Source organism: Microcystis sp. M109S1, assembly GCF_020247025.1.
Taxonomy (GTDB): Bacteria; Cyanobacteriota; Cyanobacteriia; order Cyanobacteriales; family Microcystaceae; genus Microcystis.
The window spans coordinates 1-11806 of sequence record NZ_JADBRW010000423.1 but is presented as its reverse complement, the minus strand read 5'-3'; the positions used below and the strand labels follow the sequence as shown (position 1 = coordinate 11806).

Genomic DNA, 11806 nt, shown 5'->3' with positions numbered 1-11806 from the left:
ACCCTTATATAGAAAGACATTGCTTCGATTTTTGCCAATTGTTTTCGATCTAGAACGAGCTAATCAATTAAGTCTCTTGCCGGATAAGGATTTAGCCGATTTATGCCCCCTGATCGAACCATACCAAGTAACGAAGAACCAGATTTATGACCAGAATATCTGGGGAAATAAAACTTGATGTGATTACTATTAATTTTTTTACCCAATAACTTTATAAGGAGAATCAAATGCAATATATTGAACATCAGGTTGGTGATTTAGTTGTCAGTCAAAGAAAACAAGATGGTTACATAAGTGCCAGTAAACTGACCAAAGCCTATGAAAGACAAACAGGCAAATATAGAAATCCGAATGCTTGGTTTGAAAAAGATAGAACAATTGAATATTTAGAACTTTTATCTGATAAGACTGGTATTGAAGTTTATGACCTAATACAAAAAAGAGGAGAAGGAAAAAGCCGAGAAGTTTGGCTTTATCCTAAGTTAGCCATATCTTTTGCCATGTGGCTCTCACCAGAATTTGAAATGATGGTATCTGAATGGGTTGAAAAATGGCTAGTTACTGGTCAAGCTCCTGTTCAACAACCAATTTTATTACATCCTTATCAACGGATTTGGTATCAACGTTTAATGCTATTTGAACAAGGAACAAAACTTCCCAATGGAACATGGTGCATTTTTGAAGAAATAAGTAAGCTAATGAGAGATTTAGAGGCTAAAGGTGTACCTCTACATGATAAGGCAACTGTTGATATCTCAATTGGCAGAGCATGGTGTCATTATTTAAGAAATGAAGGTCATGAAACTGACTTTGAGCAATATACCCATTATTATCCCGATAGCAGAAGGGAACAATTAGCCAATATTTATCCTTTTGAATTATTAGGTAAGTTCCGTCAATGGTTGCAAGATACCTATATTCCAGAAAAGTTTCCTGAATATGTCAGAAAATTTGTTAGTCCTGAAGAATGTCAATTAATTTCAGAAGCTATTGGTTATGAGATTAAACCTATCAATAAAAGACTTAAACCTACCTCGAATAATAATGATTAACCATGCCCATCCCCGACTACATCGACAACACCCAACGCACCCTCGAAACCATCCTCAAACAACTGATCGAGGATGAGAACCAACACATCCTCGACATCGCCACCGGATTCTTCCGCATCGAAGCCTGGCTGCGCCTCGAAGAAGCCATGAACCGCCTCACCAGCTTCCGTCTCCTCATCGGACGTGACCCCGCTATCAGACCAGCAGAGAGCGATCGCATTGACCTGATCCGCTACTTCCGCAAGAGCATCCAAGAGCAGTTAGAAGGCGAACCCTTCAAGAGAGAATACAAAAACCAGATCGATCGCATAATTGCCTATCTGCAACAAGACCACATTCAGGTGAGACTGTTTGGAGCATTGGGAGAAAAACCGCAATTTCTCCACGCCAAAGCCTACATCTTCGACCAGTACAGTATCGTCGGGTCATCCAACTTAACCCCCGCCGGATTACAAGGCAACACCGAGTTAAACATCGTCAACAAAATAGGAGCGATCGCATCTGACCTCAGACACAACTGGTTTGAGAAGTTCTGGAATGACCCCAGTGTTGATCTCGACTACAAAGCCAAGCTGATTGATTCCCTCAACGCTTCCAAGTTTGGCAGTAAACCTTACACTCCCTACCAAGTCTTTCTCAAGGCGCTGTACGAACTATTTAAGGATGAGGCAATGGTGGGAGAAAGCGATCGCACCACCCTAGAATTGGCCAGCTTTCAACAGGAAGGCTTCGAGAGAGCCGTCAGACTGATGGAAAAACATCGAGGCTGTATCGTCGCTGATGCTGTGGGTTTGGGTAAGACTTATATCGGCTTGAGAGTATTAGACTATTACCTGATTAAATTGCGCCGTCCTGGGTACGTTCCCCGCGCTTTGGTAGTCTGTCCTGCTCAACTGAGAGATTTAGTATGGATTAAGAAACTAGATGAATTTGGCATTAAAGCTGATGTGTTATCCCATGAGGAAGTAAGCCGTCAAAACTTCGATATCCGCCGTTTCAGTCAATATGATTTAGTGGTAGTGGATGAGGCTCATAACTTCCGTAATAGTGCCACCAATCGCTATCGCAACCTTCTTAAACTGGTCAGCAGTGGTAAGCGTAATAAACGAGTTTTATTACTCACTGCCACACCGATTAATAACAGTATTTTTGACCTCTATCATCAGATTTCCCTGCTTACTAGAGGCAACGATGCTTATTACCGAGAGGACGGTATTTCTAATTTAAAAACTTATTTTAAAGCCTTAGCTAAAGGCGGGGTAGAGATTACCGAATTACTGTTTCAAACAATGGTACGCCGCAGCCGTCAGGACGTTATTAGAAGGCAACAGGCAGGAGAAGAAATCAGGATTAGCGGTCAACTCATACACTTTCCCAAACGAGAACTAGAACAGTTTACCTATAACTTTGAGGGTAGTTTTGCTGGTTTATATATTGGTATTGCTAATCAAATTGATGAGCTACGTCTCTCACCCTACAATATTAAAGCCTTTAAGAAACGGAAACAGAAAGAGGATGAGAATGAAGTTAAACGGAATGAGGCTTTAGTTGCCTTACAAAAAGCACTTTACTTCAAACGGTTTGAGAGTTCACTAATTGCCTTTCAGAATAGTATCCGCAATCAACTAAACTTTCAAACTAAATTCTATGAAATTCTCACGTTGCAAGGCAAACTACTCGATAGCAAGAGCTTCCGTAAGTTAATCTTAGCAGCAGGGATAGAAGAAGAAGATGCTGAAGAATCGATTAGTTCCATCATTAGTCAGCTAGAAGAAATTGACCACAAGGATTACCAAATAGACAGTCTGCGATCGCATATTGAATCGGACTTAACTATTCTCAACGGCATCTTAACCATTCTCGACAAAATACAGCAATCAGTGGCAAAAAATCAAGATCATGACCGAAAGTTAGCGGCTTTTAAAGACTTGCTCAAAACTAACCTAAAATACCAAAGAATTTTAGTCTTTAGCTACTTTAAAGATACAGCTGATTATTTACACGGTGAACTGATCAAAGATGAAGACTGGTTGAGAGATATGGGAAACCCAGTGATTGAGTTAATCACTGGGGCAACACCGGGCAAACAGCGAGAGGAAAAGGTCAAACGGTTTTCTCCTAAAGCTAACACTCAAGAGGATAATGAATTAGAAGCCCTCAAGCGAAACCCTATCGATATCCTCATCTGTACCGATGTTTTATCGGAAGGTCAGAACCTACAGGATGCCGGAGTTTTAGTGAATTATGACCTGCATTGGAATCCAGTTAGGATGATCCAACGGGCGGGGCGCATTGATAGATTAGGAACGGACTATGACACCCTCTACATCTACAACTGTTTTCCAGAAGAGGGATTAGAAGCTTTACTCAATCTAGTGCGACGATTACAGGCTCGGATCGCCACGATCGATCGAGAAGTGGGCTTAGATGCTAGTGTCTTGGGAGAAACCATTCAAGAGCGATCGCTTGAAGAACTCTATCGCCTCAAATGTGCAGACACGGATGCCAAGAAAGCCGCCATAGTTGAAGAACTAGAACAAGTAGCAGATCTAGTCTCCCTCGATGAGATGAGATTGCCCTTGCTAGAGTTTATCCAGCAGAAGACACGAGAAGCTGTGGAAGAAATTCCGCTAGGCATTCACAGCACCCGCACCTTCAAGATTCCTGACCACACTTTTAGGGAGGGCGCACTGTTCCTCGTCTTTAAAGCAGGGGATAGACATTTTTGGCAGTTTTATCCTAGCCTGCGAGGACATATCTCCACCGAAGCCTCTTTAATGGTGACAGACAAGCGCAAAATCTTTAACTGGATTAAGTGCAAGGAATCTGACTTCCCCCCACCAGAAGACTTACCGCCCATCCAGTTCGACACTGCCATCTTCCGAGTTTTAGCCACAGCAACCAATAACCTACTCGAATCATTGAGAAGACAACATACCAGCAACAAACTCAAACCTAGCTTGAGTAAACCGATACAAAAGATTCATCATGCCTTAATTCAGCCAAATTTGCTCGAAAATCAACCTGTTGACGAGGAAACTAAAACACGAATCTTCAAGGTAATTAGCACGGTAAATCTAAAAATCTACGAACGAGATATTAAGATAATTTGGGATAAATACGCTCAAAAACAAGACTTAAAGACGCTAATAGCCGAACTAGATGAGTATTTTGTCGATAATGGCTTACATCACGAGATCGAGGAAGAAAAAGAAGAAAGTCCCCTCAAAATTATCGGGGAAGAAAATATCCAGTTGGTGTGTTACGAATGGTTTAAACCGGAATAAGGATAGAGTGATAATGAGGAAATTGCGGTCTGACTATTTGAGAGGATCATAATCTGAGATTTATCGGTAGCATCTCACCTTTTCAGCAAAGGACGGAATAAAATCAGAGATAAACCCGATGGAAATCTATCAACCTTTGAATCTCGTTTAGACTCCTTCCGATCAAAAGTACTTTGTTCTATGGAATTTGAACATATAATTTCTAGCGGCGAATTGGTCTCTATCGGCGGAAAACTTTCCCTATTCCAAGAATTGCGAACCTCACAACTGTTAGATTTTTTCGTTGTCTTGAGCGCTAACAAGGAGAAAAATCTAAGGAAGCGAATCAATCAATGGCTTTATCCTAAAACCAGGCCGGGGTTCTACATGGAGATCAAGCCGAACCTGCACCTTGCCTACGCCGATCAGAGGGACGGTCACGGTTCTCAACATTGGTGGCGGTTATTTTTCGATCAGGATTGGCAGGAGAGGATCGAGCAAATCGTCAGGGGAAGCGCCCTCGTCGTCGGACAGAATACCAGCAACGGTCACAATGAAACGACCGAGTGGGGCGGGATGTACTTCCGATCGCCCGTGGAGATAAAAATCGCCGAAGCGTTGGATAGACGGGGGGTACTATTCTTCGGCAATGCTAGAGGTCGGATAAGTAGTCAGGGTTCTCCAGTATCGGCATCTAGAATGACGGGAAGACTGGAGATAGATTTCTTGGTATTCTATAAAGGCAAGTGCATCAGCTTGGAAATCGATGGTAAACACCATCAGGAAGATGCACAGACCCATCGCGACTACATAAGAGACCGGTTGCTTTTACGAGAAGGAATCGCCACCGCAAGGTTTACAGCCCAAGAATGTATGGAGTCCCCCGACGCGGCGATCGAGGAGTTCTTGAATCTGTTTTAACAGCTTCCATATAGAGTAGGTTACAAATGCAACAACCATCGAGTCCGGCATGGCCAGTAAACGATCGCTTTTTAGAACTCCGTTGTCGCTGGTTGACCCTGATCGGGGAACACCTGCAAGATGATCGAGGACAACTATTAGAATACTGGCGGGTTGAAAAAGCTGATTCCTCTGCCCGTTCAAAACTCGATGATACTGCTGCCCGCTCCCAGTTATCGCCCTGGACTGGGACAAACAACCCTTGATTTCCCCGGTGGTCGGATTTCCGAGGGGCAAGACCATCACGAGGCGGCGTTAATGACTCTAAAAAGAGAATTGGGAATTGAAGCGACGGCAGTAACCCGATTAACTCCCCTCAACTCCACGGGTTGGTCAGTCAATAGCTCCTTTTCCAACCAGAAACTCTACGGTTTTATCGCCGATATCGACGGCGGCCTATCTACCAGCGAAGTATTGACCTATCCCGCTAATTCAATCGGAGTCAGCGATTTGTTGAAGTCCCTCACCTGCTTGCAATGCCGCGCCGTCCTGCTGGAATGGTGGGTGAATCAAACCGAACAATAGTTAGTACAAAGTTATCCCCTAGTAAAAGTTAGATACGGTGGCGATCGAGTCATCGGGTTCCATCGATGGAAGAAAGTTATAGTACAAACTTATTCCCTAGTAAAAACCGGTGGCGGGAACGATTGAGGGATTAGATCGCTCTAACGGATGAACACCATAGTGATCGAAGGTCATGCCATCCATCTTTCCCCCCGTCATCGATGACAAGATCGAGGAGTTGCATCAGGAATCCCTTGTCCTCAAAGAAAAACTATCGTTGGCAGTTGACAAAAAGCGTAGGGAAAGGATAAAGCGAGGAATAGAGCTAATCTACCTTCTGATAGCCGAATACAGTCAACTGGGAGCTAATATGGCGATCGTTGGGGAAACACCAGAAAATCTCGTCCGTTTGCGGCATTTGGAAGACCTGTCAACCTCGTTGTCCCCTACAGGAAAGTTGATCGTCCTAAAATAACGACAATTGACCGATAGACACAGAACCCAGACGGAATTTGTGGCGCTCAAGGTGACAGGCGCTACAGAGGGCGATCAGATTTTCGGGACGATTATCCTCCGGTTGCCGGTTATGGTGGTGTACCGCCAGTTTGCGGATCGAGCGTTCGGAAATGGTCAGGTCGCTGACATCTTCCCTCGGTCGCAAACACTGCATTCCGCAGCACTGACATTTCCAGCCGGCTTTTTCCTTGACCCTAGCGGCAATTTCCCCCCAATTATCGGGATAACGGTTTCTTCCAATCATAACTATCTCAGCGATCGCTATTCTCCATCCTAACAGAAACGACGGTATTTGTTGATCGCTAGAGTTTCCCGAACGGTTGTCCGTAGAACTGCCACATCTCCTGATTGAAAGGAGGTCGCCATTTATAGATTAACTCCCGTTCCCACTGCTGTAGAATCTTTTTGGTGGGGGGAACATGATACCAAAAAGAAGCATTGACGGCCACATCGAGATCGTAGCGACGGTGTAACTCGATATAGTTGAGAACGTAATCCTTGCAATCGTGGGAACCCAACCAACGCCGGCGGGCGCTCAATTTCGTCTCTCCGACATACAGTACGATATTACTAACATGGTCGATCTGAAAATAGAGACAGCCTTGATTGGAATCGTCGGGAGGTTCGATGTCGGGACGACGATAAAAATCTGAGGGATGACGGGGTAAAGAAAAAGGATCAATCTCGTCAGCGGTGTGCCATGTGGTTTTAGGCAGATCGAATAAAGTCGGTTGCTCGACCGTCTTTCCCTCTCTCACCTGTTGCTGGTAAGCTAAACGGCGCTTAACCTGCATGATCCAATAGCTATAACCCTTTTGGAGTCTATATCGGTGATCCGAAGTAAAAGCCGTTTAGCTTAGTCTGCGATCCTAACTTTCCAAGTGAACAGGAAATCCTTGCTCATCTGGGTGGCTCTCTCCTTTCGATCGTCGCCGCCCGTATCGAATAAACTTAAAGGTATTTGACTCGATGAGAGCGAATTAGCCATATTTTCCGACATATTTTCAGTTCTCTTGCGGGATAAGAGTTAAAAAACGTTAGATTAGAGGCGTTAGAACAGTCTTCGTGGTTAATCTTCCAGTTCGATCGCATATTGTTCGATCCAATCGGTCAATCTGGCGAAACCCTCCTCATAGGTTTCGAGAGCGCCCGCAAGACCGAGAAAGAAAGTGACCGTTTCTACTTCACCGGCGTTCAAGCGATAGCCGTTCTTTCGCAAAAAAATTGAAACGGTGGCCAGGGCTATACGTTTATTACCATCGCAGAAGCAATGATTTTTGATAAAACCGTAGCCATAGGCCGCCGCTAACTTAAAAATCGATGATTCAGGTTCGTACTGAAAAAAGAATTTTGGCTTATTGACAGTGGATTCCAACAGGGTTGGGTTTAAAACTCCAGGATTCCCCCCAGTTCGAGCGATTAAAGTTTCCTGAATCACCTGAACCGCATCACTCGATAACCATTTCGGTTCCTCGATCATTATTTGGCGAGTTCCTTAAAGGCGTTGCGGTACTGAGAGTAAGTATCTTCAAAAGCTTTCATGGTTTCTTCAAAATCGGGATCAAAGCTAGAAATTCTGTATCCATCTGGCGATTCCGTGATATAAATCTGATCTCCTTCCTCTACGTTCAGTCGGGATAAAACCTCTTTCGGTAAGATCACACCGATGGAATTGCCGATTTTTCGGAGCGTTAGACTTGTCATAACCTATGACCTTCCGTAATTATGTTATGACAAATGTTATAACATAACTAACTGCCCAAAGAATTATTTTAAAGAAAAAGACTTCCGAACGACTGGCGGTATTATACTAGACGAAAGTTTTCTTTTGACGAGTAGAACAAAAGTATCGTGAAAGTTAACGGTAACGGACAAGCCAAAATCCTCTCTCAAGCCGAACTAGATCGTCTGTTCGCAGGTTTCGATAACAATCGGGATAGATGTCTGTTTGGCATCTGTTTCTACACCGGCTGCAGGATATCAGAGGCGCTGCAGTTGACCGTCAACGACGTGGGGGCGGCGATCACCTTCAGAAAAGCGACAACCAAAGGCAAGAAGGGAACCCGTTCCATCCCCGTCAATCCGGCCCTGCGGAAAATCCTCGACCTTTACCTGCAAGAATTTCAGCCAGATGATTATCTTTTCCCTTCCTTCCACAACGCGAGAGAAAAAGGACACCTGCACCGATCGAGCGCCGACCTGATCCTGAGAACCGCCTGCGATCGGGTGGGACTCAAGGGAGTCTCGACCCACAGCTTCCGCAGGTCGGCATTGACCCTGATGAGTAACCGGGGAGTACCGCTCAGGGTCATCCAGAAAATAAGCGGTCACAGCAGCCTTGAAGTTCTACAAAGATACCTAGAGGTAAGCGATCAGCAGATAGGGGATGCCGTCGGTGTACTGGGCGAATCATCACGGATCGATCCAAAAAATGTATAAACTTTCAATAATCATTATTTGCCGTATATGCCTATCAAATTTGCTATCCATGCAAATTAGACCATCGAAGCAAATAAACTCGCATCGACCTGAAAATAAGAAGCTAGAGCTTGAGCTTCCCCCCGCTCGATCGCTCGCTCACCTTCGATAACCCGATTAACTATCTCTAAAGAACTGAAAACACCGAGCAAGTCTTGCCGCTCTATTTCATTGGCTTCCATCAGATGCAGCAGGGTTGATAGGGGGGTTCTTTCAGGAATCGGGTAATGATCCGCCTCGAATTTCTCGATCAGGGCGATCAGCAATTCCAGTAAAGCTCCCTCCTCCGCGCTAAGTTCCGAACGATGTTCCAATTCCTGGGCGATAGCGATCGCTCGTTCGTTCTCCGCTTCCGTGGTAATAGCTTTGGGTTGGTAGAGAGCGAGTAATTCCCCGTAGGTTTCAGAATTAAAAGTAAGGATCATTTTTCCAATTTCCCTTATCGTAATCGGCGTGAGTGAGGATGTATTTAATATAGATAGTTTGGCGGCTATAGATTATATCGACAATTAAGCGATAATTATTTCCTTTAATATTAAAAACAGTGAAGTTTCCGACCGATTCAGCACTTTTATAAGTAGCCTGAACATCGATCAGATTTTGCCATTTTGGTTTACTAGCAACTCTATACCAATCATAAAGAGGTTCGCAAGAATCAGCATGGTTAACGCAAAAATTACGCAGTATCCGACGACTAATAACCCGCATCGCCCGCTATACCTCTGGCAATTTTCTACTACTATCGATAATTATACCAATACAGTAATTATTAAAACTGTAGGGAATACTAAAAATAGAGTTCTATTAAGTCTCATGGGCAAAATTCCTGATTGCGATCGCTGTCTGCTATACACCCATCAAATCTACTTCGTCTGTGCTGTCCATCCCGAAGGGGTAGAAACAGAAAAATGCCCAGATTTCCACCCCGACCCGGAAGCGATCGAGGAAAAAGAACTGTGGTCGCCGGTCGGTTACTCGTGGTACGGTGATGAACTGATACCGAACCGACTCTGCCGTTACACGCGAGAGGAACAGGAGAAAATATTAGACACTCATCCCTTCTTTACGGGTATCTGTCCCGATTGCAAACATATCTTTACCACCAGTCCCGCCCTGCGAAAGACTTGGCAATGCCCGGAATGTGGCTGGCGAGAGAAAGATTAGCGCAAGTTCGGACTAGGAAGATTTTGCCCTCGGTTCGGTGCGAAAGAGAAGGTCACAGAACGCCCGCCGATGGGGTGACTGAATTTTTGGCGAGATTTCGATCGATGTAGAGATGGTGAGCCGAGAGACTCTTCGGTTGGCGAACAACCTACCAAGCTCCTCGACTCGGTTTGATTTTTGGATGCCGTCGCCAGCATCGCGGGAACAGGCTGGACTCTTTGCTGCACGCTCGACAGATTCCCACCTGCCAACTCCGACGATAAAGAGTACTCCCGGCACCGCACACCACGCGAAAACCGTTGTTGTTGTTGATGTTGTCGCGCCTATCGTTGTTGTTGCGGTAAGCGGAACGGCAGTTATTTGGATTGTTGTACCAAGAACCGCCCCGCGGTCGGGTTCGCCTGTCCCTTCTTCAATGCCTCACGAATGTGAGGGAACTGAATATCTGTTTTCTTAGTTGCCAGGTGTCACCGTGTTCTAGATGTGCCATCCAGCTAGTCAGCGCTCGTTCTACATCTTTCCATTCAATTGTACCGATGGCATAATCTTGTTGCAATCGTCTGAGTCTTCTCCTCCCGCGATGGAGGTTACTATTCCTGACACGAACTCGGTCAGGTAGAATACGAAAACCGAGGAAACTAGGACCGTATTTAGTGGCAAAAAGTTGACTTTTAATCGGGTGAATTTTTAGCCTCAGTTTTACCAAGTATTCTTCAATTTTACCTCTGGCTTCTGCGAGAAAATCTCGGTCATCGGCAAAGAGAGCAAAATCATCAACATACCTGACATACTTGGGAGTTCTAATAACTTCCTTGATAAAATGATCGAGTCCATTAAGATAAATATTAGCAAAAAACTGACTGGTTAAATTACCGATGGGCAGACCTCTTTTTCGTTCTAAAGGAGTCAGCAAGTCATCGCCAGGGAAGTAATCGATGACAGTTTCCTGTTCGTTGCTATTATCGATAATAGTATCGATCAACCAGAGGGTATCGGGACATTTAATTTTGCGCCGTATCAGTCCCTTAAGGATTTCATGGTCGAGGGAAGGAAAGTATTTCTTGATGTCGCACTGAAGGATATAAGAGCTAGAGCGGGCAAAGCTGATGAATCGCCTCAAAGCTCTATGAGTTCCAAATCCAACCCGATTGGCATAGGAATCCTGAATAAAAGTGCGCTCGAAAATAGGGGCGATGATATTACAAAGAGCGTGATGGACTACTCTATCCCGATAAGGTGCGGCCGATATCAGGCGACTTTTGGGGTCTATGATGTGGAAGGTTCGATAGGCTCCAGGATGATAATTTTTATCCTTTAGCTCCCTTTGCAATTGCATCAGTTCCCTTTCCAGATTAAAATTAAAATCTAGAACGTTATCCCTAAAACGCTTGCCCGATTGTGCTTTACGAGCGGCAAGAAATAGATTATCAAATTCGATAATTTGGGAATAGAGATTACCGTAACGCTTCATTTAAAGTTCCGATGATGACAATAAATTAATCTGGTTTTGCTTCTCGTTCACGTTGGGTTTTAATCCAGTTACCTAATTCTCCTCCCAATTCATCGATTAACTGACTGACGTATTCATAGCGTTTCAGATCGATCAACTTAAAATCTAATAAAAGTCGTGTCTGATGTCTGAGAACGGCTAACTCGGTGTTGATATATTCAAGTTTGGCAAGCTTACTTTTGGCAAATTTAGCCCTGATTAAATTCTCTAATATGTTATCGAAAATTTGGGTTAAAACCCCGTCGTTTTACGACGGCTTTAAGCTACAATGGAGAAAGCGATAACCAAGCTAAAAACTGAACCTTGACAACAGATAGTAGGGGGTTTCGTTCAGAAAAGACTTCAAATTCGGCCTT

16 protein-coding genes are annotated in these 11806 nt (G+C 44.3%); 8 read left to right on the top strand and 8 right to left on the bottom strand.

The window, feature by feature from the left end:
- Positions 1 to 227 precede the first annotated feature (227 nt).
- The 6 genes from IM322_RS20855 to IM322_RS20835 all read left to right on the top strand — a co-directional run bounded on the left by IM322_RS20855 (position 228) and on the right by IM322_RS20835 (position 6257).
- Complete coding sequence (locus IM322_RS20855; RefSeq protein WP_287673512.1) at positions 228 to 1052, top strand: KilA-N domain-containing protein; 825 nt, start codon at positions 228 to 230, stop codon at positions 1050 to 1052.
- Positions 1053 to 1054: 2 nt separating this feature from the next.
- Positions 1055 to 4339 carry a helicase-related protein gene (locus tag IM322_RS20850; RefSeq protein ID WP_287673514.1) on the top strand — a complete coding sequence of 1095 codons (3285 nt, stop codon included), beginning with the start codon at positions 1055 to 1057 and terminating at the stop codon, positions 4337 to 4339.
- A 180-nt stretch (positions 4340 to 4519) separates the two neighbouring features.
- Positions 4520 to 5239: a DUF559 domain-containing protein gene (locus IM322_RS20845; protein WP_287673516.1), complete on the top strand. Its 720-nt coding sequence runs from the start codon at positions 4520 to 4522 to the stop codon at positions 5237 to 5239.
- Between the two features lie 26 nt (positions 5240 to 5265).
- On the top strand, positions 5266 to 5484 hold the full coding sequence (locus IM322_RS23575) for a hypothetical protein (protein WP_353737535.1): 219 nt from the start codon (positions 5266 to 5268) through the stop codon (positions 5482 to 5484).
- Positions 5429 to 5803: an NUDIX hydrolase gene (locus IM322_RS20840; protein WP_353737534.1), complete on the top strand. Its 375-nt coding sequence runs from the start codon at positions 5429 to 5431 to the stop codon at positions 5801 to 5803. Before IM322_RS23575 ends, IM322_RS20840 begins: the two co-directional genes overlap by 56 nt.
- A 172-nt stretch (positions 5804 to 5975) precedes the next feature.
- Positions 5976 to 6257, top strand: coding sequence for a hypothetical protein (locus tag IM322_RS20835; protein WP_287673517.1), 282 nt, complete (start codon positions 5976 to 5978; stop codon positions 6255 to 6257).
- Here IM322_RS20835 and IM322_RS20830 read toward each other — a convergent pair.
- From IM322_RS20830 to IM322_RS20810, 5 genes are all read right to left on the bottom strand, one after another.
- Positions 6249 to 6542, bottom strand: coding sequence for an HNH endonuclease signature motif containing protein (locus tag IM322_RS20830; RefSeq protein ID WP_287673518.1), 294 nt, complete (start codon positions 6540 to 6542; stop codon positions 6249 to 6251). The genes IM322_RS20835 and IM322_RS20830 overlap by 9 nt on opposite strands.
- A 58-nt stretch (positions 6543 to 6600) precedes the next feature.
- Positions 6601 to 7092 (bottom strand): GIY-YIG nuclease family protein, encoded by a 492-nt coding sequence (locus IM322_RS20825; RefSeq protein WP_287673519.1) that lies wholly within the window; start codon positions 7090 to 7092, stop codon positions 6601 to 6603.
- Between the two features lie 62 nt (positions 7093 to 7154).
- On the bottom strand, positions 7155 to 7286 hold the full coding sequence (locus IM322_RS20820) for a hypothetical protein (protein ID WP_287673521.1): 132 nt from the start codon (positions 7284 to 7286) through the stop codon (positions 7155 to 7157).
- 81 nt (positions 7287 to 7367) lie between these two features.
- Positions 7368 to 7778, bottom strand: coding sequence for a type II toxin-antitoxin system death-on-curing family toxin (locus IM322_RS20815; protein WP_287673523.1), 411 nt, complete (start codon positions 7776 to 7778; stop codon positions 7368 to 7370).
- Positions 7778 to 8002, bottom strand: coding sequence for an AbrB/MazE/SpoVT family DNA-binding domain-containing protein (locus IM322_RS20810; RefSeq protein ID WP_287673525.1), 225 nt, complete (start codon positions 8000 to 8002; stop codon positions 7778 to 7780). The genes IM322_RS20815 and IM322_RS20810 overlap by 1 nt, the downstream gene beginning before the upstream one ends.
- A 147-nt stretch (positions 8003 to 8149) precedes the next feature.
- On the opposite strand from IM322_RS20810, the gene IM322_RS20805 reads away from it, so the two are divergent.
- Complete coding sequence (locus IM322_RS20805) at positions 8150 to 8737, top strand: tyrosine-type recombinase/integrase (RefSeq protein ID WP_287673527.1); 588 nt, start codon at positions 8150 to 8152, stop codon at positions 8735 to 8737.
- Between the two features lie 56 nt (positions 8738 to 8793).
- Here IM322_RS20805 and IM322_RS20800 read toward each other — a convergent pair whose 3' ends face one another.
- Positions 8794 to 9201 carry a helix-turn-helix domain-containing protein gene (locus tag IM322_RS20800; RefSeq protein ID WP_287659155.1) on the bottom strand — a complete coding sequence of 136 codons (408 nt, stop codon included), beginning with the start codon at positions 9199 to 9201 and terminating at the stop codon, positions 8794 to 8796.
- The gene (locus IM322_RS20795; protein WP_287673528.1) at positions 9185 to 9484 is read right to left on the bottom strand and encodes a type II toxin-antitoxin system HigB family toxin; all 300 of its coding nucleotides are present in this window, start codon (positions 9482 to 9484) and stop codon (positions 9185 to 9187) included. Before IM322_RS20795 ends, IM322_RS20800 begins: the two co-directional genes overlap by 17 nt.
- 105 nt (positions 9485 to 9589) lie before the next feature.
- Between IM322_RS20795 and IM322_RS20790 the strand changes: the two genes are divergently transcribed.
- Positions 9590 to 9940 (top strand): hypothetical protein, encoded by a 351-nt coding sequence (locus IM322_RS20790; protein WP_287673529.1) that lies wholly within the window; start codon positions 9590 to 9592, stop codon positions 9938 to 9940.
- Positions 9941 to 10352: 412 nt separating this feature from the next.
- On the opposite strand, the gene IM322_RS20785 is transcribed toward IM322_RS20790, so the two are convergent.
- Positions 10353 to 11411, bottom strand: a complete 1059-nt coding sequence (locus tag IM322_RS20785; protein ID WP_287673531.1) for an RNA-directed DNA polymerase — start codon at positions 11409 to 11411, stop codon at positions 10353 to 10355.
- Between the last annotated feature and the right edge of the window lie 395 nt (positions 11412 to 11806).

Bases quoted from the DNA above. Each gene is read 5' to 3' on its own strand.
- IM322_RS20855 (WP_287673512.1), top strand. From the start codon at position 228: ATGCAATATATTGAACATCAGGTTGGTGATTTAGTTGTCAGTCAAAGA.
- IM322_RS20850 (WP_287673514.1), top strand. From the start codon at position 1,055: ATGCCCATCCCCGACTACATCGACAACACCCAACGCACCCTCGAAACC.
- IM322_RS20845 (WP_287673516.1), top strand. From the start codon at position 4,520: ATGGAATTTGAACATATAATTTCTAGCGGCGAATTGGTCTCTATCGGC.
- IM322_RS23575 (WP_353737535.1), top strand. From the start codon at position 5,266: ATGCAACAACCATCGAGTCCGGCATGGCCAGTAAACGATCGCTTTTTA.
- IM322_RS20840 (WP_353737534.1), top strand. From the start codon at position 5,429: ATGATACTGCTGCCCGCTCCCAGTTATCGCCCTGGACTGGGACAAACA.
- IM322_RS20835 (WP_287673517.1), top strand. From the start codon at position 5,976: ATGCCATCCATCTTTCCCCCCGTCATCGATGACAAGATCGAGGAGTTG.
- IM322_RS20830 (WP_287673518.1), bottom strand. From the start codon at position 6,542: ATGATTGGAAGAAACCGTTATCCCGATAATTGGGGGGAAATTGCCGCT.
- IM322_RS20825 (WP_287673519.1), bottom strand. From the start codon at position 7,092: ATGCAGGTTAAGCGCCGTTTAGCTTACCAGCAACAGGTGAGAGAGGGA.
- IM322_RS20820 (WP_287673521.1), bottom strand. From the start codon at position 7,286: ATGGCTAATTCGCTCTCATCGAGTCAAATACCTTTAAGTTTATTCGAT.
- IM322_RS20815 (WP_287673523.1), bottom strand. From the start codon at position 7,778: ATGATCGAGGAACCGAAATGGTTATCGAGTGATGCGGTTCAGGTGATT.
- IM322_RS20810 (WP_287673525.1), bottom strand. From the start codon at position 8,002: ATGACAAGTCTAACGCTCCGAAAAATCGGCAATTCCATCGGTGTGATC.
- IM322_RS20800 (WP_287659155.1), bottom strand. From the start codon at position 9,201: ATGATCCTTACTTTTAATTCTGAAACCTACGGGGAATTACTCGCTCTC.
- IM322_RS20795 (WP_287673528.1), bottom strand. From the start codon at position 9,484: ATGCGGGTTATTAGTCGTCGGATACTGCGTAATTTTTGCGTTAACCAT.
- IM322_RS20790 (WP_287673529.1), top strand. From the start codon at position 9,590: ATGGGCAAAATTCCTGATTGCGATCGCTGTCTGCTATACACCCATCAA.
- IM322_RS20785 (WP_287673531.1), bottom strand. From the start codon at position 11,411: ATGAAGCGTTACGGTAATCTCTATTCCCAAATTATCGAATTTGATAAT.